The following is an 18,255-nucleotide window of genomic DNA, read 5'->3' as shown; positions in this document are numbered from 1 at the left end:
ACTTTACACATGTAATTGTGGATAAATTTTTTAATAACTTGTTATTTTTCCTATTAAAATCTATTAAAAATTTCCTCAAATCCTTATTAAATCAAGTAAATCTAGTGTATTTTCTTTTAAATAAATAGTTTGTGGATAAAATTGTGAATAAATATCATTTTTCTTTGAAAAAATAGTCTTTTCTAAGCTATAAATGAATTTTACACTTAATTATCCACTTGTATAAATTCATTACAAACTTATGTGAATTATAATTAAAAATACCTATATTTTTAAGAAAATTTTAATGAAAATTTTGTTGATAACTCTGTTCAAAACATTTAATCTACATAATTCTATTTACATAAACAACAAATAATAAATATATTTATCAATTTAATATTTTTAGTAACTGCATGAAGCAACCTTTAAATCCGTTAAAAGGAAATAGTAATAAAATACCTATTTGGTTTATGCGTCAAGCAGGTAGATATTTGCCGGAATATAAAAAAGTAAGAGAAACAACAAAAAATTTTCTAGATTTTTGTTATGATGTTAACAAAGCAACGGAAGTAACCTTACAACCGATAAAACGTTATGGATTTGATGCAGCTATTATTTTTTCCGATATATTAGTTTTACCTCATGCTCTCGGATGGGAAGTGGATTTTAAAGAAAATATAGGACCTATATTAAAGCAATTCAAATCACAAGAAGATTTTAAATATCTGCAAAGCAATCCGAATAATAAATTAGAAAAGGTTTATGAAATAATAAAAAAAGTAAAAAAAGAATTGCCATCCACCACTTCTTTAATAGGATTTGCAGGTAGTCCTTGGACAGTGATGAGTTACATGCTAGAAGGAAAAGGAAAACAGGATTTTAAAACGAGCAAAAAATTTATATATGAAAATAAAATACTTGCTAAAGAATTATTAAATTTTTTTATGGAAAAAACAGCTGGTCATCTTATAAATCAAGCAAAATCGGGAGCAGATGTTTTAAAGCTTTTTGATTCATGGTCAGGAGTACTTGCAGAAGAGGAGTTTACTGAATTTGTAATAGAGCCGACAAAAAAGATCATACTAAAAGTAAAAGAAGTTTTTCCAAAAACTCCTATAATTGCTTTTCCTAAAGGAGCGGGATTATTATACGAAAAATTTATAAAAGAAGTACCGATAGATATTTTAGCCGCAGATCAAATGATCCCTCTTGAAAAAATGAAAGAGTGGAGTGATAAAGTAATAGTACAAGGTAATTTAGATCCGGTTGTATTATTAACTAATAAAGAAATTATTAAAGAAAAAGCTTACAAAATTCTTCAGGAAATGAAAGGAAAGAATTTCATCTTTAATTTAGGACATGGTATTTTGCCTGAAACACCTCCGGAAAATGTAGAATTTTTGACAGAATATGTTAGGTTATATGAAGAAAAGAATAGCAATAGTACTTTTTAACCTAGGGGGGCCTGATAGCCTTGAATCCGTAAAACCTTTTTTATTTAATCTATTCTATGACAGAGCTATAATTAATCTACCAAATCCTTTACGTTATATTATCGCTAAAATAATTTCTATTACTAGAGAGAGAAAATCTCAAAAAATTTATTCCTTAATCGGTGGTAAATCTTCTTTACTTCAGGAAACAGAGGAGCAGAAATTAGCACTAACCGAAAAGCTAAAGCAACTCATAAAAGAAGATTTTGCTATTTTTATAAATATGAGATATTCAGCACCGTTTGCTAAAGAAGTAATAGGTCAAATAAAAAAATATAATCCAAGCGAAATAATATTATTGCCTCTATATCCTCAATTTTCAAGTACTACGACAGGATCATCGGTTAAAAATTTTTTACAAAATCTTGATATTGATATTCCAATTAAAACAATTTGCTGTTATCCTCTAGAAGAAGATTTTATAAAAGCCCATGTTTCATTAATTAAGGAAAAACTATACGATAAAAATTTTCGTACATTATTTTCTGCTCATGGGTTACCAAAAAAAATAATAAAAGCAGGCGATCCTTATAGTTTTCAGATAAAAGAAACAGTAAAAGCAATAGTCAAAGAATTAAATATAAAAGATCTAGATTATAAAATAACTTATCAAAGTAGAGTAGGACCTATAGAATGGTTAAAACCGAATACAGAAGACGAAATAGAGCTAGCAGGAAAGTTAAAAAAAGACATAATTATCGTACCTATATCCTTTGTATCCGAGCATGTTGAGACACTAGTAGAACTTGATATTGAATATAAATTAATCACAGATAAATATGAAATTCAATATACCCGAATTCCGACACTTGGAACAAATAAAATTTTTATTAATAGTTTGACAAATATATTGCTACGATTTATTAATAAGGTTGATACTAATTTAGTTATAAGTAGCTCTAGTACAAGAATATGTCCAAACGAATTTACTAAATGTTTGTGTAAATTAAAGAATTAATAAGGAAAAAAATGGCAAGTTACTATCTATGGTTTAAGTCGATCCATCTGATATCTGCTATATGTTGGATGGCAGGACTTCTTTACTTACCTAGAATATATGTTTACCATACCAAAGCTAAAATAGGTAGTAAGCTAGATAGTATTTTACAAGTAATGGAGCTAAAATTACTCAGATTCATTATGAATCCGGCAATGATTAGCACATTTATTTTTGGTTTAATAAATGCTCATATTTACGGGTTTGTTGCTCTTAATACTTGGTTTCACGTTAAAATGTTTGCAGTGTTAGTTTTAGTGATATTTCACGGTTTACTTGCAAGATGGCGAAAAGATTTTACAAACGGTAAAAATGTCCATTCAGAAAAATTTTATCGCATAGTTAATGAGATTCCGGCTATTTGCATGATTGTTACAGTGATTATGGTTATAGTGAAACCGTTTGACTAGTATTTATTCTGTCATACCGTGGCTTGACCACGGTATCCATAAATACAACTTAAAATATTAAATTTTAGTATTTTAAATTAGATCCCGCTACAAGCTCGCGGGATGATACCGAAAAAACCGATCCATGCGGGCAATACCTTCCTGTGAGAGAAAAGCGGGAATGACATAAATAAAGCAATGCCTGCTCATCTATACTTTAGCAATACCAAATATTGCTTCTAGTTCTGCTAAGCGTTTCTCTATTGCATTGATATCTCTCTTTTTCAAAGGTCTTTCTAGCAACTCTGCTATCTCAACTTTTAGGATTTCTAAATTTTCTTTTGAAGTAAACTCTGCTACGAGTTCAGGTAGGCTCTTGTTAATTTGGTTGGACATGCAGTTGCTCCCGATTAATTAAACTTAAGTTGCTCAAGTTTTAACCACTGAAGAGAGGTAAATCTTTGGTGGTTGGGGGCATTCAAAGAAACCGTAAACGACAGTTTATAATAGCTTTTAGGTATAAAATTTATTTAAAGTATCTATTTATGAAAAATAATGTTGTCCCTATTTCCAAAAAAAACTTATAATTTGCAGTAACAAATAGCAATAAAAAAGTCAATTAAACTTTACTTCAGGTGGCAGTGACATTAATATTGCTTCAACATTCCCGTCAGTCATTAAGCCGAATTTAGTACCGCGGTCATATAGCAAATTAAATTCTACATATCTACCTCGCCTTATAAGTTGGTATTCTTTCTGCTCAGCTGTCCAAGGTAAAAATAACTTACTTCTAACGATTTCAGGATATACTGACAACAAAGCCTTACCTACGTCCTGTGTAAAGGCAAAATCCTGTTCAAAATTACCGCTATTTAAGTAATCATAGAATATTCCGCCTACTCCTCTCGGCTCTTTTCTATGCTTTAGATAAAAATATTCATCACATTGCTTTTTGAATTTAGGATAATAGCTAGAATCATACTTATCGCACACTTCTTTAAAAGCTGCATGAAACTTTACAGTTTCGTTTTCTTCCGGATAAAAAGGTGTTAAATCGCCACCGCCGCCAAACCAACTTTTAGAAGTTTCTATATAACGAGTATTAAAATGCATAGCGGGAATTAGCGGTGATTTAAGATGTGCGACTAATGAAATGCCTGTTGCAAAGAATTTCCCGTCTAGCTCTGCTCCTGGAATTCCGCAGCGGAATTCGGGAGAAAATTCACCAAATACGGTAGATATATTAACCCCGACTTTTTCAAATACTTCTCCTTTCATGAGAGACATAACACCGCCACCACCGCCGTTACGTTGCCAGCTTAAGCGTACAAACTTAGCCGATTTTAAACCTTTTGTCTGTGCATATTCTTCTTCGATTTTTTCAAATTCTTTGCACAATAAATCACGTAAATTAGTAAACCAACTACTTGTTATTTCTTTATTTTCTATGTTCATAATTATTAAGCAACGATTTAATTACTTTCCTCATCATATACATAATCACTAAAAATACGGCAGCAATGATCATGATATAAAAAGCCGGAGCATAAAATAAGCCTGTATGCTCTACAAGCCAACGTGAAATAATAGGTGAAGTTCCACCGAATATCGCTATTGCAAAATTGTAGCTGAAAGCAACACCAGTAAATCTTTGTTCTACCGTAAATAAGGATATAACGAATATATAAGCCGTACCTGCTATACTTCCTGCAAGCATACCAAGCATTGTAAGAGCTATAATTTGTTGCCACATCTCTTCTGCCGACATAAGTAACATGGTCGGTAAAATCAATATTAAGATAGTAACACCAACAAGCATTGCCATTTTAAATTTTCCGATAATATCGGCAGTACCGCCGGCAAGCGGCATCGCTATCATCGCAATAAACGAACTATACGCTAAATATGATAAAGCAATAGTATTACTAAGATGCATTACATTATAATAGAAAACATTTATATATGTTTTTACTAAATACATAACGCTGCTAGCGATAGCACCTATACACATAGTTAAAAACATCGATCTCCAAGCAGTTCTAATTACATTGGAAAAAGGTGCTTTAAGAACTTGTTTCTTTTTCTCAAGCATTTTAAAAATCGGTGTTTCCGATACACGCAATCGCAAGTAAAATCCGGCAAGACCCATAAATCCGCCAAGCAGAAAAGCAAAACGCCAAGCAAAATCTATATGAGAAAAATAACGTTCGATTATAATACCGATAAATGTTGCGATTAACGTACCGGCAATATTTGAGCCGTGAACCAAACCTGCCGTAAAACCGGGTCTTAAATTTTGACGATGTTCAAGAATAAAAATAGCCGCTCCCGTTCCTTCACCGCTAATACATAAACCTTGAATAAGCCGCATTATAACTAGAGTTATAGGGGCATAAATCCCAATACTTGCATATGAGGGTATGAGACCCATAATAAAGGTCGGAATAGTCATACCTAGCATCGAGATTATTAAAGCGATACGTCTACCGTATCTATCACCGATATAACCGAATAATATGCCTCCTATCGGTCTTGTCAGAAAGCCGACCGCAAATACTCCAAGGCTTAGAAGAATTCTAATGAATTCTGATTCGCCTGGAAAAAAAACTTGTCCGATAATCAGTGAAAAAACTGAATATACAGTAAAATCATAATATTCGAGTACATTACCTGAAATAGCAGATAAAAAAATGAACTTAGACCTATTCATCGAGCTTAAAATAACTTAATTACTAATTAGTTATTATAGACAAGTTACATCATTTATTAAAGTGTAAAGTGTTAGAGGCTATCTGTAAATAAATTTTAATTACTAATTAAAATTTATTTACAGATAGCCTCTTAAATATAATTTATTTAAACTAATTGAGATAAGAAAGTCTTAGCAGGAACGATTACAGGATAATTATAACTGAAGCAATCAATCTCTTTATATTCCATATTAAATACTACTTGAAAGGCAAAAGGGCAATTTAAAAGTTCTTAAAAATATTTTAAATTTGAGTTTAATTCTTGATTTGAAGAAGTTTTAGCTTCAACTAACATCCATGGTTTGTTATTTTTTGTTACTAAAAAATCTACTTCTTTCTTTTGTTTATCTCTAATAAAATATAATTCATATTCACCAAATCCTAAATCACTCCAAAAATGACAGAACTTTAATAAATGATTTGCAATAAAATTTTCATATCTTGCCCTCCTATAGAGGAAGTCAAAAAACTTCCTAAGACTTCCATTTGAGATAATTCTTGGATTTGTGTTAACTCTCTAATATCTTCCTTAAAAAGCTGAGTATTTTTAGTTTTCTTCCATCTATGCCAAAATGTGGAAGATCCCTTAATATAAGGATCAGGAAAACCACCAAACTTAAACAAGGATTCAAATTGTTCTTCAGATATTTTTTTTGGTAGATTTATTTCTTTGGTTAGACTACTAAAGTTTTCTATTACTTCAGAAACTGATAAAGGATGCATACGATATGGGAAATATCTACCCATCATACTATGTCCCCACCTTTTTTATAAACTCTTAGTTTTAAGCTATCTGTAACTATAATGTGAGCTTGTTTTCTATAAACATCATAAAACCCTTTTAAAATTAGCAAATGTGCTTTTTCTTCATCCCAATTTAAGTAGTAGTTTTTATCTATTACTTATTTTAGCTAAAGTAGTTTTACCGATTTGACGGGCTCCTTCTATAAAAATTATTTGCCTATTTTCTTGCAAGTGATTTTTTATTACTAATTCATAAATCCTTTTCATATATTTATTATGACCATTATAACGTGCATATTAATTTGGTCATAACTATTATAATATACACGTTATAATGGTCAAGTACTTATAACCTAGTTATCTATCTAGTGGGAACTACCGGAATTCCTACTTTTGTAAGTTTAGCACCACCTTTTGGATTTTTAATTCCTGCAAATTTCTTTTCTTCTTGTTATTTTCATAGTTTTTCTCCTATTTTTGCAGCTTCTCTGCTACCTTTAAGAGCACTTCTTGCGGGCTTTGTGTTAAGATTCATAATACCTTTTGAAGTCTTAATATCTTCATCTTTATCAAAATATTTTATGTCTGTAGCACCGCTTAAATGGTAAACCCCGCTACCTTTTTGTATAAACTGATTTTGTAAAGCTTTACCTTCTAAATCTAAGAATTTACCATTTTTTTCAATAGCAAATACTTTTCCATCTTTTTGAAGAATAGTTTCATCAAGCTTAATATTCTCATCTAATACTACTTTTCCAAAATCACCTACTTCCCCAACTTTTGTACCACTAAGATCATATGCGTAAAGTTTTTCTTCATGGAAATCTAAGTTGTTTAAAAGTTCTCTATGGAATTCTTATCATTAGTAAAATTGCCTAATTCATAGGTGCCTATAATTTTCTCTTCTTTACTTACTACTTTTTCCATATATTTTTCTTCTTTAATAACTTTTTTGGTACTTTTAATAATTCCAAGATAGGCTAGAGCTTTTTTAAACTTACCCAAATTACGCTTTACCTCAACTTCTACGGGTCTAGAAAATTCTTTTTCTTTTACTTCTTCAACTTCTCCTATAACTAATTGCCCATCTATGGGTCTGCCTAGTTCATCTTTAAAATGAATTAATGTGGCATTTTTTACTCTATTTAATTCAGTTGCTTCAGTTTGAAAATGTACATGTTTTTTTCTAGCATAAATTCCTCCTTGGATAAATTTTAGTTTATTTCAAGTGTAAAGGAGTAAATTAAATTTTTGCAAGAAGTTTTTATTGTTAGTTATTTCTCAATAAACTAACAAATATTAAGAATTAAAAACTACTGTGCCGTTCAGCCGCCATCTATCAAGAGTCCACTACCTGTTATTGATGATGCTTTTTCGTCACATAAAAATATTACTAAGTTTGCTATTTCGTCAGCTTCTACAAATTTTTTCGTAGCTTAAGATTTAAGGATTACATCCCTTAACGCTGATTCTTCACTGATATGTCTAGCTTTAGCAGTATCTGCTATTTTGATTCCTTACTAATGGTGTGTTGACGTAACCAGGGCAAATAGCATTAACTGTAATATTATTCTCAGCCACTTCTAAAGCAACTGTTTTGGTAAGCCCAAGGATGCCATGCTTCGCTGCTACATATGCCGACTTAAAAGGTGATGCGACATATGCATGAGCGGAAGCGATGTTAACAATCCGCCCAAAGCCGTTTTTTTCATAATCGGTATTGTGTATTTTGTAGTGTAGAAAGAGGTTATTAGATCTATATACAAAATTTGCTCCCATTTATCTTCAAGAAATTCATCGATAGGAGCAACATGCTGAATACCTGCGTTATTTACTAATAATATCTATTTTACCGAATTCTTTTATTATGCTCTCAAACATAGAATGAATTTCTTCAGGTTTTGCCAAATTTATTCCTTGATAAAATACGCTACTTGCACCAAGTTCTTTCAATTCTGCTGAAATTTTGGCTACTTCATCTTCTTTTGCAAAACCGTTAATAACCTATTTTAGACTCAAGTTTTGCAAAATGTTTTGCTATCTCAAGCCCGATACCGCTAGTAGAACCGGTAATAACTGCTACTTTGTCTTTCATTATTTACCTCCTTATAAAATATGCACTGTCATACCGTAGCTTGACCACGGGATGACATAGTTAATCAAGTATTATTTGTCTTTTATTTAAAAGTAACTTATATTAGATTTCACTTAAAGAAATAATGTATAAATCTATGGAAATTGTTAATAGCGTTGATGCATCTGTATCTTGCCAGGGCAAAGAACCTCCATATGATCATCCAAAGGTTTATTTAGAGATAGATAAAGAAAAAAAGGAAGTTATCTGCCCATATTGTAGTAAGAAATTTAAATTAGTAACAAAATGACTATCAAGTTTCTTTCAGAAAGTACTATCAACCGAATTGCTGCCGGTGAGGTTATAGAAAGACCTGCATCGGTGGTAAAAGAGCTAGTTGAAAACGCCGTAGATGCCGGTAGTACTAAAATAGATATTATTTTAGAACGTGCCGGTAAAAATCTAATCATTATTTCCGATGACGGTATCGGTATGACTGATAAGGAGTTAGAAATTGCCGTTGAACGTCATACAACTTCTAAGCTTGATGAAAGTGACTTTCTAAACATTCATACTTTTGGTTTTCGTGGTGAAGCATTACCTTCGATTGCTGCTATTAGTAAAATGCTAATTACTTCTAAGAAGCGAGAGGCTGACAAAGCATTTCAGATTAAATTAATCGGTGGCAATGAAAAACAAGTTACTGTTTCTGTCCATAATGAAGGTACTAAAATAGAGATACGTGATTTATTTTTTGCAACACCTGCACGTTTAAAATTTCTTAGAGCCGATAAAACAGAGCTTGCAGCAACTGTAGATGTGGTTAATAAAATCGCTCTAGCACATCCTAAAATTTCTTTTAGTTTAACACATGACGGCAAGAATTTATTAAAACTAAAGGGACAAAATAAAGATGCAGAAACTAACCTAAAACAGCGTATAATTGATGTAATAGGTGATGATTTTATAAAAAACGCCGCTTATATAGATTTCAAAACTCCTGATTTCTCTATTTGCGGCTATACTAGTATCCCGACATATAATAGAGCTTCAAGTGAAGATCAGTTTTTATTTATTAATAATAGACCGGTAAAAGATAAATTATTACAGGTAGCTTTAAGGGTAGCATATCAAGATTATTTAGCTCGTGATCGTTATCCGCTATGTGCTATATTTTTACAAATCGATCCGCAGCTTGTTGACGTTAACGTACATCCGGCAAAAGCAGAGGTAAGATTTCATGACCCAAATTATGTACGAAACTTATTAATAGAAGCGATTAAAAATGCTTTAACAAATAAAAGCCATGTTACTTCTACTACTATCGCCTCTGATGCTCTTGAACTATTTAAAAATCCTTTAGTTAACAAACAACCACCGATAAACAAAGCTATAAATGTTAATAGTAAATCGGCGGATTATAGACCTGCTATGCCGTCTAGCTTTAAGACTACACCAAATACTGCTTGTCAGAAGTTAATCGATACATTACCGCATGCTAAAATAGAACAAGAAGTAGAAAACCGTATAGAACATGAACAGCAAACCCATAAACAATATAAACTTGGGGCAGCTAAAGCACAACTTCATACGACTTATATTATTTCACAAACCGAAGATAGTATAGTGATTACCGACCAACATGCAGCACATGAACGTTTAGGATATGAAAAAATAAAGGATTACATTAAAACGGAAGAGTTAATCAAACAGCGTTTACTTATCCCTGAGATAGTAGAACTGCCAAATGAAAGAAAAGCAGATTGTTTATATGAACATAGAGAAAAACTATATAAACTTGGTTTAACTCTAGAAAAATTCGGCGAGAAATCTATTATAGTAACTGAAATTCCAAATATCCTTGGAGACGTAAACGTACAAAAGTTAATTCAGGATCTCGCTGATCATTTATCGGATTTTGGTGAGAATATAGCTTTGACAGAGTTAATAGAGCATGTGACGGAAACTTATGCTTGTCATTACTCTATTAGAGCGGGACGAAAATTATCGGCAGATGAAATGAATGCCTTACTGCGTCAAATGGAAAATACGCCGTTTTCAGGTCAATGTAATCACGGCAGACCTACTTATATTGAGTTGAAGCTTAAGGATATCGAACGCTTATTTGGACGGTAACTCGTTCAAGCGTTCGGTGTCATACCGTGGCTTGCCACGGTATCCAGAAAAACAATTTAAAATACTAAATAATTTAGTATTTTTACTGGATCCTGCGATCAAGTCGTGGGATGACAAAAGTAAAATCGATCCATATAATAAGTATGTAGAGTATTTTACTTGACTATTTTTCAATTTCATTTTATTCTGTTTTTCTTAGAATAATAAAATAATATCTTGATTTAAGGTGTCAGCTAATGGCAAAGAAAAATAAAAATGTTTTGGTAAGGCTAGTAAGTACTGCCGGCACAGGTGTTTTTTGGGTAAAAAAACGTAATCCGAAGACCCAAACTGAGAAGCTTTCTTTTCGTAAGTATGATAAGGTAGTTAGAAAACATGTTCTTTTTAAAGAAGAAAAAATAAAATAATTGTAAAATATATGGCAGTAAAAATTCGTTTAGCTAGAGGCGGTGCTAAAAAGCGTCCTTTTTACCGTGTAGTAGTAGCTAACGCAACAGCACCTCGTGACGGTGACTTTTTAGAAAAAGTTGGAACTTATAATCCAATGCTTGCTTCAGATAATAGTGAGCGTGTGGTTTTAAAAAAAGATCGTATAGAATATTGGCTTGGCACCGGTGCTAAACCAACTGAGCGAGTCGCAAAATTTATTGAGCAAGCGGGTGTTACTCTTCCTGAGAAAGTTAAAAAGGAAATGGAAGTTAAAGCAAAAAACCGCAAAGCTAGACCAAGTAAAAAGGAAGCTAAAGAAGCTTAGTTTATAGTGTACTTTCGTCATTGCGAGCAGGCATTGACTGTGTGGATCAATTCCACCCCTGTCATCCCGCGACTTGATCGTGGGATCTAGTAAATTTGACTATTACAAGTTATTTTTCTAGATACCGTGGTCAAGCCACGGTATGACAACATACATATCTCTTCTCTATAATCATATTTAATATGCCGGATTAGCTCAGTGGTAGAGCAACCGCCTTGTAAGCGGTAGGTCATCAGTTCAAATCCGATATCCGGCACCATCAAAATTTTTCTTATCATACTGGGGGGCTATCCTTGTGTTATACAGACGCTTAGTATGTTATTCTTAGCTAAAAGCGACTTTATTGCATGGTTCGGAAAGCCTGCTCTATGTCATTCCCGCGGAAGCGGGAATGACATAGAAGCCATACAACAACAACCCTGCGAAAGCAAGAATGATATAGAAAAAAACATACAATAGTGACATCCTTTAAAATTTTTATCTATGATAGTAATCGATAAAACATCTTATAGAGCTATGGGATTTGATAAACGTATTAAATTCCTAGTGCTACATTATACACAGTGTGATTTTAAACAGTCTTTAGATTTTCTAACCGGTGAAAAGTTAAGTAGCCATTATTTAATAAACGATGAAAACCCTGAACATATATTTCAATTAGTAGCAGAGTATGATAGAGCATGGCATGCCGGAGTAAGTTACTGGCAAGGTCATGAGCGTATTAATGATACATCAATCGGTATTGAAATCGTAAATCCTGCTTTTGAAGTAAATGCAAAAAATAACGATATAATTTGGCTGCCTTATTCAAAGCCGCAAATTAATAGTGTTATAAGTCTGTGTAAACAGATTATTGCTAGATATGATATTAAACCTACTAGAGTGGTTGGGCATTCTGATATTGCTCCAGGTAGAAAACAGGACCCGGGTCCGCTATTTCCTTGGAAACTATTATATGATAACGGTATAGGAGCATGGTATGATTACCGGAGTTTTAACGATCTATTGTCACAAGTCGATATAACCGATATTAAAGCAATTCAACAAAAATTTATTACATACGGTTATAAACTTGAGGCTACCGGAATTTTAAACTCTAAAATGAAAGATGTTATAATTTCATTTCAAATGCATTTTCGTCCTAGTAATTTTTCCGGTGATTTGGATATTGAAACAATAGCAATTTTAGATGCATTAATATTGAAATATAAATCCGAGTTAAGCAGCTAATATGCTACAATTTATAACTATATCGAATCTTATAGATTATCGGGTTACTTTGAAATTAATGGAAGATTACGTTAACAAAGTAATTAGTGATAATGAGCCGGAAATTGTTTATTTAGTCGAACATTCTGAAGTATACACTGCCGGTACTAATTATAAACAAGAAGAATTATTAAATTACGGTGATATTCCGGTAATTTACACAGGACGTGGCGGTAAATTTACTTTTCATGGACCGGGTCAGCGTGTTATTTATCCAATTCTTAATTTAGCCTTACCAAATCGTCACAAAGATTTAAAGCTATATATAAAAATGCTTGAAGAATGGATTATAAATAGCTTAAATTATTTTGGAATTAAAGCATATATTATTAAAGATAAAGTAGGAATTTGGGTAAAAGTAAGGAAAGATGAATTTGCTAAAATTGCTGCAATAGGTGTTAGAGTAAGAAAATGGGTTACATATCACGGTGTAGCTATAAATATTTCAACAGATTTAAGTAAGTTTAGTGGGATTATTCCTTGTGGACTTGAAAATTCTTTAGTAACATCTTTAAATCAGTTAGGAATTCATATTGAAATGTCTGAATTTGATAAAATTATTCAAACTGAATTTAATAAAATATTTAAATGATCAGAAAATTTTTACTCACAATTTTAGCAATTTTTGCTCTTTGGATCGGTGGTTTTGGTTATTATTTATATTTAATAAATTCTTATAAGCTTAATAGTAATACCACTAATGCAATAATAGTATTTGCAGGAGGAGGACATAAAATTGAAATCGGTATTGCAATGCTTAAGGTAGGCTATGCCCCTATATTATTTATTACCGGTATAGAATCTGCAGGGCAATTAAAAAATTTGCTAAAAGAACATAGCGTAATAGAACAGCAAGTAATACTTGCTCCGAATAAAATAATGTCTGAAGAAGATAATATTAAGAAAGCGGTCGATTTTATTGTAACTTACAATCTTACTTCAATAATTTTAGTAGAGCATAATTATAATATGCCTTTTATGCTAAATAAGCTTGAAAAAGCGATTCCTTCTTCTAATAATATCTATATAGTACCATATCCTGTTTTTTCCAAACAAAAATATGATGTATTATTAAAATCCTATCATCGTTATTTAATGAGTATACTCGTTTAATTTGAAAAATTGGTTACAGCTTCAACCATTAATATCGTGACACCAAATTTTGCAAAATTCGCTTATACTCACGTATTAATATACGCTCTGCTCCTCGCCTTGTGGATTCCTTGCTCTTTTCCAAATTAAACTTCGTCTACCGACTCTTCATTTACTGAAGTACTTAGATCCTTTACTCTTTTCTAGTACAATATTTTAGAACGACTATGCGCCAAATAATGCAGAAATTAAAGAGCTATTATTGCAGCTCTCATAGAGTTTGAAGGACAACTACTCTCAAACGTAATACTACCTATAAATAAACTTAGGGTAAATCCAATTCCTCCAAGTATAGCTATAGAATAAAATTTTAACCATGAAGTATCACTTGGTAAATTACAGAGTTTAAATTTTACAAATGGATATGAAAATAGCATAATACCTAATTGCTTACCTACAAATAAACCAAATATTATCCCATAAATTAAAGCAAGTATTGAGTTGGAACAAGTGCCTTTAAATACAAAATATTCTAAAAGGATACCGGATTCATAAATACAAAAAGCGGTAAAATAAAGTAATTTACAAAAGGACGAGTTAAGTTTTCAAGTTTTTTAAAAGAAGTGTTAAATTCTCCTTCTATATTAACAGGTATAAAAAGTGCTATAATGGCTCCGCATAAAGTACCGTGAATACCTGACCCCACCATACTAATCCATAATAATAAACCTACAATTATATAATAAAATAATTGTTTAACTTGTCGATAATTCAATATAAACAAGATGAATATAATTACAGAGGAAATTAGTAATGCCGGAGTATTGATTATTTTAGTATAAAATAAGGCTAGTATAATTAACGCAAAAGCATCGTCAACTAATGAAAAACCTATAATAAAAGCTCGTAATTCTAAAGATATATGTCGGCTGAAAAAAGATAAAATACCAAGGACAAAAGCAGTATCAGTTGCTATAGGAATAGCCTATCCTTTTATTAATTCGGGTTTATCATAATTAAAAAACATGTATACTAAGGCAGGAACTACCACACCTCCAAGGGCTGCCGCAGCAGGTAATATTAGTTTTTTATTTTTATATTCACCTTCTACTAGGTGAAATTTCATCTCTAAACCTATTAATAAAAAGAAGAAAGTCATGAGACCGTCATTAACTAACTCTATAAAAGTTGTTTGTAAACTTACATTTCCTATTGTTAAAGAAAATTTACTGTAGATAAAAGAAGAATAATATTTTGCTAGGAAAATATTATTGCTGACAACTATTGCTAAAGTAAAAGCAATAATTAATAATATACCGGCAAAAGTACCTGATTTAATTAATTCTCTTAACTGATTATTTATACCCATGATTTTAATATTAGTTATAACAAGCTCATAATAATAAGTTATTTAAATTCATTAAGAAAGTCAAAAATCTATATAAATCCATAGCAATAATTTATTTTTTAGTGAGATAAAAAGTTGTTTTTTGTACTTTTATAAGCTTGTATAATAAGTGTAAGAAGATATAAAAATAATATATTATGTACATTAACTACTTAAAAGATTTAATTGGTTTTAAGTCTGTAACTCCTGAGAGCGATGGGGCTATTGAGTATATTGATGATTTACTTAAACAACACGGCTTTAAGACCGAAATAAAAATATTTGGCGATTCTAAAAGCGAGCAAGTCACTAACCTTTATGCTGTTTTCGGTAGCAATGAGCCTAATATTTGCTTTGTTGGGCATGTAGATGTAGTGCCGGCAGGCAATCATGAGCTTTGGCATAATTCAAATCCTTTTAAGGCTAACGAGCAAGACGGTAAGATATACGGCAGGGGCATAGTTGATATGAAAGGGGATATAGCATGCTTTCTAGCTGCCGGTTTAGATTTTATAAAAAATAATACCGATTTTAAAGGTTCCGTTAGTTTCTTGCTTACTAGTGATGAAGAGGGAAAAGCAAAGCATGGTACTAAAGAAATGCTGCAATATATTTATGATCAAGGGTATAAGATGGATTTTGCTATTGTCGGTGAACCCACTTGTGAAAAAGAAATAGGCGATATAATTAAGATCGGCAGAAGAGGAAGTATTAACTTTAAATTAAATATAGAAGGTTTAGCAGGGCATGTAGCTTATCCTCATAAAGCAAATAATCCGTTGCCTTGCTTAATAAGAATATTGAACGAGTTAACAAATATAAAACTTGATGAAGGTACTGAATTTTTTCAAAGTTCAAATCTTGAAGTGACGAATATCGATGTCAGTAATAATACTTTAAATGTAATTCCGGCAAGTACGGAAGCATTTTTCAATATACGTTTTAATAATTTACATAATGCAGAAACTTTAAGACAATTAATAGAGCAAATTGTTAAACGATATTGCAAAGAATATAAAGTAGACTATAAGATAGAATATAATAGTTCTGCTGAAAGTTTTATTCAAAACCCTAACGATAAAATAAAACAATTTGCCAAAGTAGTAGAGCAGACGCTTAAAATAAAGCCTGAATTCTCTACAAGTGGAGGTACGTCGGATGCAAGATTCGTTAAAAATTATTGCTCCTTGGTAGAGTTCGGTTTATTATCCGAAACAGCACATAAAATAAACGAATACACCAAAATTAGCGATTTACAAAAATTATACGATGTGTATTATAATTTTTTGATGGAAATACTGACTAATAAATAGTTATTCCTGCTATAGGGTGTTGTGTGGATCGGTTTTTTAGCTGTCATACCGTGGCTTGACCACGGTATCTAGAAAAAAATTAAAAAAGACTGGATCCCGCGACTTGATCGCGGGATGACAACCGATTTATCAATCCATACAACAATTCTTTTGCAGGAATGACATTACCATACGCGGATGTGATGAAACTGGTAGACATGCAAGATTTAGGTTCTTGTGCCGCGAGGCGTGGGGGTTCAAGTCCCTTCATCCGTACCACTTAAATTTTCTCATAAAAAATAACATAAAATTTTTATGCAGCAATTTAGTATTTATCAAACAAGCGATGAATTACTTCTAAAATCGATATTGCTTCTGATAGAAAAATGCTATCACTCTGATCTTAAAAACGTGATATTAACTGCAGATGCAGATCAACAAGAAATGCTCAATAAAAATCTTTGGACTTATTCACGTAAGCAATTTATACCTCATGGTAGTAAACTTGATCCGCAGCCTGAAAAACAGCCGATTTATATTACCGATGAGTTACAAAATCCTAATAATGCTAGTGTGCTTGTTATTATTTCGCCTACAGATATAGGAAAAATTTTACAAGCAAAAGAGTATATAAGAGTTTTCAAAAGAATAATTATAATAACCGATTTACCGGAAGATTTAAAAGAATTAACAGTTAAAATAAATAAATTTACCGGGCAGGAAAACAAAATCGATTGTTTTACTCAAAATCCTCGTGGAACTTGGAATAAAGTAGTCTAATAAATTTATATTCTTTTACGTACAAATAAATATAATCCGATTGTTAAAGCAATAACCAAATTGGAATAACAAGCAAAAATAAAATCTAGATTTTTTGAAGCAAAATTTTGCAATATAAAATGAATTGAAGTAACTAGCAATACTGTTAAGGCAGAAAATAATACCGGCATAAAAATTGTTTTTTTGCTATAAGGATATCTCAAAAAAACTGCAAGTGCTAAAAAAGGTAATATAAAATTATATAAAGGCCAAATTATTCTTTGATGTGCTTCAGCAATTAATTTAATTTTTTTAGTAATAGCTAAATCATGAGGAGGAGCAAGTAATTCGTTTATATAATATTCGTTTGCTTCTTTATTATGTTTAGTTCTTTGCGATACTAAAGGGTTATCATTTTGCAGTTTTATCATTAAAGAATCGAAAGTTAACTGAGTTAAATTACCGTTTACGTCATATTCTTGTCTTATGCCTTTATTAAGTTCAAAAATCGGGCTATTATCATATATATTAAGAGTACCTGAACCTGCAAATACTACTGATGGGTTATCAGCGTTGCGATTATCAAATATTATTACGCCGTTCATAATATTTCCTGCTGATTTTTTATCTATAAAAACAGTGATATCTTTCATTACTTTATTAAAAGTTTTCTCTTCAATCATACTTGATATATAATTATTCTTTATAAAGCTTAAACGTGATTTTAAGTTTATATGAGATAATGGTAGGATAGTAGAAGATATATAATAAGCAAGTAGCATAACTATTAATGCGACATATAAAGCAGGCAATGCCAGCTGCAAATTATTAACTCCCGAAGCTTGTAATATAATTAATTGTCGCTCGACTTTTAAATTATTATATATATAGATCACGGCAATAACCGTTATTACCGGTAACAGAATAAATAATAAAGTAGGCAGTACTAAAACTATTAAACTGAAGAAGTCCATAACTTTTATACCTTTATCAAATAAATATAAAAGTTTTAATATTTGCGTTATCCATACTATACTAGTCACTGAAAAAGTAACGACTATAAGCAGCGGAAGAATATTTTTTATAAAGTATTTTCTGTATAGTAGCATATGTCTGTTCTAAATTTGTCATCCCACG

The 18,255-nt window shown here is 31.4% G+C and carries 23 protein-coding genes, 2 tRNA genes and 2 pseudogenes; 16 read left to right on the top strand and 11 right to left on the bottom strand.

Going from position 1 to position 18,255, the window contains the following annotated elements:
- The first annotated feature begins 395 nt into the window (after positions 1–395).
- From hemE to hemJ, 3 genes are read left to right on the top strand one after another with little or no spacing between them, the layout of a single operon-like run.
- Positions 396–1,436, top strand: a complete 1,041-nt coding sequence (gene hemE / locus RAS_RS07925) for a uroporphyrinogen decarboxylase (protein WP_147143823.1) — start codon at positions 396–398, stop codon at positions 1,434–1,436.
- Positions 1,393–2,433: a ferrochelatase gene (hemH, locus tag RAS_RS07920; RefSeq protein ID WP_147143820.1), complete on the top strand. Its 1,041-nt coding sequence runs from the start codon at positions 1,393–1,395 to the stop codon at positions 2,431–2,433. Before hemE ends, hemH begins: the two co-directional genes overlap by 44 nt.
- A gap of 11 nt (positions 2,434–2,444) precedes the next feature.
- The gene (gene hemJ / locus RAS_RS07915; RefSeq protein ID WP_147143816.1) at positions 2,445–2,882 is read left to right on the top strand and encodes a protoporphyrinogen oxidase HemJ; all 438 of its coding nucleotides are present in this window, start codon (positions 2,445–2,447) and stop codon (positions 2,880–2,882) included.
- Positions 2,883–3,071: 189 nt separating this feature from the next.
- Here the strand turns inward: hemJ and RAS_RS07905 are convergent, their stop codons facing one another.
- From RAS_RS07905 to RAS_RS09140, 5 genes are all read right to left on the bottom strand, one after another.
- Complete coding sequence (locus RAS_RS07905) at positions 3,072–3,257, bottom strand: DUF5320 domain-containing protein (protein ID WP_147143813.1); 186 nt, start codon at positions 3,255–3,257, stop codon at positions 3,072–3,074.
- A gap of 219 nt (positions 3,258–3,476) precedes the next feature.
- Positions 3,477–4,316, bottom strand: coding sequence for an oxygen-dependent coproporphyrinogen oxidase (hemF, locus tag RAS_RS07900; RefSeq protein ID WP_147143810.1), 840 nt, complete (start codon positions 4,314–4,316; stop codon positions 3,477–3,479).
- Positions 4,300–5,571, bottom strand: coding sequence for an MFS transporter (locus RAS_RS07895; RefSeq protein ID WP_147143807.1), 1,272 nt, complete (start codon positions 5,569–5,571; stop codon positions 4,300–4,302). The genes hemF and RAS_RS07895 overlap by 17 nt, the downstream gene beginning before the upstream one ends.
- 272 nt (positions 5,572–5,843) lie before the next feature.
- Positions 5,844–6,038: a hypothetical protein gene (locus RAS_RS11255; RefSeq protein ID WP_408634834.1), complete on the bottom strand. Its 195-nt coding sequence runs from the start codon at positions 6,036–6,038 to the stop codon at positions 5,844–5,846.
- Positions 6,020–6,334 carry an ATP-binding protein gene (locus RAS_RS09140; RefSeq protein WP_232049239.1) on the bottom strand — a complete coding sequence of 105 codons (315 nt, stop codon included), beginning with the start codon at positions 6,332–6,334 and terminating at the stop codon, positions 6,020–6,022. Before RAS_RS09140 ends, RAS_RS11255 begins: the two co-directional genes overlap by 19 nt.
- 389 nt (positions 6,335–6,723) lie before the next feature.
- Here RAS_RS09140 and RAS_RS10340 point away from each other — a divergent pair, with 389 nt between their 5' ends.
- Positions 6,724–6,963: a hypothetical protein gene (locus RAS_RS10340; protein WP_232049238.1), complete on the top strand. Its 240-nt coding sequence runs from the start codon at positions 6,724–6,726 to the stop codon at positions 6,961–6,963.
- A 226-nt stretch (positions 6,964–7,189) separates the two neighbouring features.
- Here RAS_RS10340 and RAS_RS10335 read toward each other — a convergent pair whose 3' ends face one another.
- The 3 genes and pseudogenes from RAS_RS10335 to RAS_RS10550 all read right to left on the bottom strand — a co-directional run bounded on the left by RAS_RS10335 (position 7,190) and on the right by RAS_RS10550 (position 8,308).
- Positions 7,190–7,360, bottom strand: a complete 171-nt coding sequence (locus RAS_RS10335) for a hypothetical protein (protein WP_232049237.1) — start codon at positions 7,358–7,360, stop codon at positions 7,190–7,192.
- Positions 7,361–7,680: 320 nt separating this feature from the next.
- Positions 7,681–8,157, bottom strand: a pseudogene (locus tag RAS_RS10330) (SDR family oxidoreductase).
- 25 nt (positions 8,158–8,182) lie between these two features.
- Entirely contained in the window at positions 8,183–8,308 is a 126-nt protein-coding gene (locus RAS_RS10550) for a hypothetical protein (protein WP_269472995.1), read from the bottom strand.
- A 278-nt stretch (positions 8,309–8,586) separates the two neighbouring features.
- Here RAS_RS10550 and RAS_RS07865 point away from each other — a divergent pair, with 278 nt between their 5' ends.
- The 9 genes from RAS_RS07865 to RAS_RS07825 all read left to right on the top strand — a co-directional run bounded on the left by RAS_RS07865 (position 8,587) and on the right by RAS_RS07825 (position 13,701).
- Positions 8,587–8,739: a zinc-finger domain-containing protein gene (locus RAS_RS07865; protein WP_231839099.1), complete on the top strand. Its 153-nt coding sequence runs from the start codon at positions 8,587–8,589 to the stop codon at positions 8,737–8,739.
- Positions 8,736–10,565: a DNA mismatch repair endonuclease MutL gene (mutL, locus tag RAS_RS07860; protein WP_147143801.1), complete on the top strand. Its 1,830-nt coding sequence runs from the start codon at positions 8,736–8,738 to the stop codon at positions 10,563–10,565. The genes RAS_RS07865 and mutL overlap by 4 nt, the downstream gene beginning before the upstream one ends.
- A 236-nt stretch (positions 10,566–10,801) precedes the next feature.
- Positions 10,802–10,972, top strand: a complete 171-nt coding sequence (gene rpmG, locus RAS_RS07855) for a 50S ribosomal protein L33 (protein ID WP_004997072.1) — start codon at positions 10,802–10,804, stop codon at positions 10,970–10,972.
- An 11-nt stretch (positions 10,973–10,983) separates the two neighbouring features.
- Positions 10,984–11,319 carry a 30S ribosomal protein S16 gene (gene rpsP, locus RAS_RS07850; protein ID WP_040256643.1) on the top strand — a complete coding sequence of 112 codons (336 nt, stop codon included), beginning with the start codon at positions 10,984–10,986 and terminating at the stop codon, positions 11,317–11,319.
- 184 nt (positions 11,320–11,503) lie between these two features.
- Positions 11,504–11,578 (top strand) — tRNA-Thr (locus RAS_RS07840).
- Between the two features lie 56 nt (positions 11,579–11,634).
- On the top strand, positions 11,635–11,778 hold the full coding sequence (locus RAS_RS08890) for a hypothetical protein (protein WP_156790164.1): 144 nt from the start codon (positions 11,635–11,637) through the stop codon (positions 11,776–11,778).
- Positions 11,779–11,802: 24 nt separating this feature from the next.
- Positions 11,803–12,549 (top strand): N-acetylmuramoyl-L-alanine amidase, encoded by a 747-nt coding sequence (locus RAS_RS07835; RefSeq protein WP_147143798.1) that lies wholly within the window; start codon positions 11,803–11,805, stop codon positions 12,547–12,549.
- 1 nt (position 12,550) lies between these two features.
- Positions 12,551–13,180: a lipoyl(octanoyl) transferase LipB gene (gene lipB / locus RAS_RS07830; protein WP_147143795.1), complete on the top strand. Its 630-nt coding sequence runs from the start codon at positions 12,551–12,553 to the stop codon at positions 13,178–13,180.
- Complete coding sequence (locus tag RAS_RS07825; protein WP_147143791.1) at positions 13,177–13,701, top strand: YdcF family protein; 525 nt, start codon at positions 13,177–13,179, stop codon at positions 13,699–13,701. Before lipB ends, RAS_RS07825 begins: the two co-directional genes overlap by 4 nt.
- A gap of 28 nt (positions 13,702–13,729) precedes the next feature.
- On the opposite strand, the gene RAS_RS11340 is transcribed toward RAS_RS07825, so the two are convergent.
- Together RAS_RS11340 and nhaA are read right to left on the bottom strand one after the other, a co-directional pair.
- Positions 13,730–13,825, bottom strand: coding sequence for a hypothetical protein (locus RAS_RS11340; protein ID WP_147143788.1), 96 nt, complete (start codon positions 13,823–13,825; stop codon positions 13,730–13,732).
- Positions 13,826–13,928: 103 nt separating this feature from the next.
- Positions 13,929–15,049 (bottom strand): annotated as a pseudogene (nhaA, locus tag RAS_RS07815) (Na+/H+ antiporter NhaA).
- 176 nt (positions 15,050–15,225) lie between these two features.
- Here nhaA and dapE point away from each other — a divergent pair.
- The 3 genes from dapE (at position 15,226) to RAS_RS07795 (ending at position 17,139) form a co-directional block, all read left to right on the top strand.
- Positions 15,226–16,380, top strand: a complete 1,155-nt coding sequence (gene dapE, locus RAS_RS07810; protein WP_147143786.1) for a succinyl-diaminopimelate desuccinylase — start codon at positions 15,226–15,228, stop codon at positions 16,378–16,380.
- Between the two features lie 173 nt (positions 16,381–16,553).
- Positions 16,554–16,638: transfer RNA gene (locus RAS_RS07800), tRNA-Leu, on the top strand.
- 36 nt (positions 16,639–16,674) lie between these two features.
- A complete protein-coding gene (locus RAS_RS07795) occupies positions 16,675–17,139 on the top strand; it encodes a DNA polymerase III subunit chi (protein ID WP_147143783.1) in 465 nt (154 codons plus the stop codon).
- A 5-nt stretch (positions 17,140–17,144) separates the two neighbouring features.
- On the opposite strand, the gene RAS_RS07790 is transcribed toward RAS_RS07795, so the two are convergent.
- Entirely contained in the window at positions 17,145–18,227 is a 1,083-nt protein-coding gene (locus RAS_RS07790) for an LptF/LptG family permease (protein WP_147143780.1), read from the bottom strand.
- Positions 18,228–18,255 lie beyond the last annotated feature (28 nt).

Origin of the sequence: Rickettsia asiatica (assembly GCF_007989425.1) — a bacterium.
GTDB lineage: Bacteria > Pseudomonadota > Alphaproteobacteria > Rickettsiales > Rickettsiaceae > Rickettsia > Rickettsia helvetica.
The sequence above is the reverse complement of the archived record's forward strand: the minus strand, read 5'-3'. Positions and strand labels throughout refer to the sequence as shown.

Bases quoted from the DNA above. Each gene is read 5' to 3' on its own strand.
- RAS_RS07790 (WP_147143780.1), bottom strand. From the start codon at position 18,227: ATGCTACTATACAGAAAATACTTTATAAAAAATATTCTTCCGCTGCTT.
- RAS_RS07795 (WP_147143783.1), top strand. From the start codon at position 16,675: ATGCAGCAATTTAGTATTTATCAAACAAGCGATGAATTACTTCTAAAA.
- RAS_RS07835 (WP_147143798.1), top strand. From the start codon at position 11,803: ATGATAGTAATCGATAAAACATCTTATAGAGCTATGGGATTTGATAAA.
- hemF (WP_147143810.1), bottom strand. From the start codon at position 4,316: ATGAACATAGAAAATAAAGAAATAACAAGTAGTTGGTTTACTAATTTA.
- dapE (WP_147143786.1), top strand. From the start codon at position 15,226: ATGTACATTAACTACTTAAAAGATTTAATTGGTTTTAAGTCTGTAACT.
- hemH (WP_147143820.1), top strand. From the start codon at position 1,393: ATGTTAGGTTATATGAAGAAAAGAATAGCAATAGTACTTTTTAACCTA.
- rpmG (WP_004997072.1), top strand. From the start codon at position 10,802: ATGGCAAAGAAAAATAAAAATGTTTTGGTAAGGCTAGTAAGTACTGCC.
- RAS_RS09140 (WP_232049239.1), bottom strand. From the start codon at position 6,334: ATGCATCCTTTATCAGTTTCTGAAGTAATAGAAAACTTTAGTAGTCTA.
- RAS_RS07865 (WP_231839099.1), top strand. From the start codon at position 8,587: ATGGAAATTGTTAATAGCGTTGATGCATCTGTATCTTGCCAGGGCAAA.
- mutL (WP_147143801.1), top strand. From the start codon at position 8,736: ATGACTATCAAGTTTCTTTCAGAAAGTACTATCAACCGAATTGCTGCC.
- hemJ (WP_147143816.1), top strand. From the start codon at position 2,445: ATGGCAAGTTACTATCTATGGTTTAAGTCGATCCATCTGATATCTGCT.
- RAS_RS08890 (WP_156790164.1), top strand. From the start codon at position 11,635: ATGTTATTCTTAGCTAAAAGCGACTTTATTGCATGGTTCGGAAAGCCT.
- RAS_RS07905 (WP_147143813.1), bottom strand. From the start codon at position 3,257: ATGTCCAACCAAATTAACAAGAGCCTACCTGAACTCGTAGCAGAGTTT.
- lipB (WP_147143795.1), top strand. From the start codon at position 12,551: ATGCTACAATTTATAACTATATCGAATCTTATAGATTATCGGGTTACT.
- RAS_RS07895 (WP_147143807.1), bottom strand. From the start codon at position 5,571: ATGAATAGGTCTAAGTTCATTTTTTTATCTGCTATTTCAGGTAATGTA.
- rpsP (WP_040256643.1), top strand. From the start codon at position 10,984: ATGGCAGTAAAAATTCGTTTAGCTAGAGGCGGTGCTAAAAAGCGTCCT.
- RAS_RS07825 (WP_147143791.1), top strand. From the start codon at position 13,177: ATGATCAGAAAATTTTTACTCACAATTTTAGCAATTTTTGCTCTTTGG.
- hemE (WP_147143823.1), top strand. From the start codon at position 396: ATGAAGCAACCTTTAAATCCGTTAAAAGGAAATAGTAATAAAATACCT.